Genomic DNA, 1165 nt, shown 5'->3' with positions numbered 1-1165 from the left:
ATGTTCCAAGTCGGCGATGGTGGGCGGTTCATGACGAGGCGGGTAGACCTGCAGGCACGGCTTCCGGTGATCATGGAGTGTCGAGTTCGCTGATCACCACAACGGAAGACCGTGCCTGCTGCGCCATCATCACCCATCCCCGCCGGGCTGGGCCAACTCGCGGGCCGCGATCCGGCCTGCCCCGGCGAACTGCCCGGCCTGCTGGTCCGGCTGTCCCGTCTGCCCGACCCGCGCCGCCGCCGGGGGCGCCGTCATCCGCTGTCGTACATCCTGGCCGTGGCCGCCTGCGCGGTCCTGGCCGGTGCGAAGTCCATCACCGCGATCGCCGAGTGGGCCGCCGACGCCCCTGACCGGCTGCTGTTCTGCTGCGGGGCCACGCTGCGCGATCCGGACCGGCCCTGCCGTGCGCCCAGCGAGGCAACCGTGCGCCGGGTGCTGCAGCGCATCGACGGCGACGCGTTCGACGCGGCGATCGGCGGCTGGCTCACCGATCGTGCCGCCGCCTGCCACGCCGCCGGCCAGGACAGACACCCGCCGGCCCGCCCGGTGCGGGCGGCCATCGCGGTGGACGGCAAAACCCTGCGCGGCGCGATCCGCGACGACGGCCGCCGCGTCCACCTTCTCTCCACTCTGCGCGGCGACGGCATCGTGATCGCCCAGCGCGAGGTCGACGCCAAGAGCAACGAAATCACCGCCTTCCGGCCACTGCTGGACCCACTGGACCTGACCGGCGCGGTGGTGACCTTCGACGCGCTGCTGACCCAGACCGACCACGCGAAGTACCTGGTCGAGGAGAAAGACGCGCACTACATCGCCGTACTCAAGGGCAACCACCCGACCCTGCACACGCTGGTGAAGGACCTGCCGTGGAAGGAAGTGCCGCTGATGGACCGCACCCGCACCGCCGCCCACGGCCGCGACGAGATCCGGCGCCTGAAGGCCGTCACCGCGCCCAGGCTGCCGTTCCCGCACGCCGGCCAGGCCCTGCAGATCGTCCGCCGACGGCGCACCATGCGCACCGGGAAGGTCTCGCTCGAACGCGTCTACGCGGTCACCAGTCTGAAAGCCCACCAGGCGACACCCGCTGACCTGGCGGAACGCGTTCGCGGGCACTGGGCCATCGAGAATCGTGAGCACCATGTGAGGGATGTGACGTTCGGGGAGG

The 1165-nt window shown here is 71.2% G+C and carries 1 protein-coding gene; it reads left to right on the top strand.

All coding sequences use genetic code 11. From position 1 onward, the window contains the following. Nucleotides 1-111 precede the first annotated feature (111 nt). On the top strand, nucleotides 112-1165 hold a 1054-nt coding region (locus tag ACFW2Y_RS35975; protein ID WP_384887995.1), incomplete at its 3' end, for an ISAs1 family transposase.

It is taken from the genome of Streptomyces sp. NPDC058877, from assembly GCF_042742855.1.
In the GTDB taxonomy this organism is placed as follows: domain Bacteria; phylum Actinomycetota; class Actinomycetes; order Streptomycetales; family Streptomycetaceae; genus Streptomyces.
The sequence above is the reverse complement of the archived record's forward strand: the minus strand, read 5'-3'. Positions and strand labels throughout refer to the sequence as shown.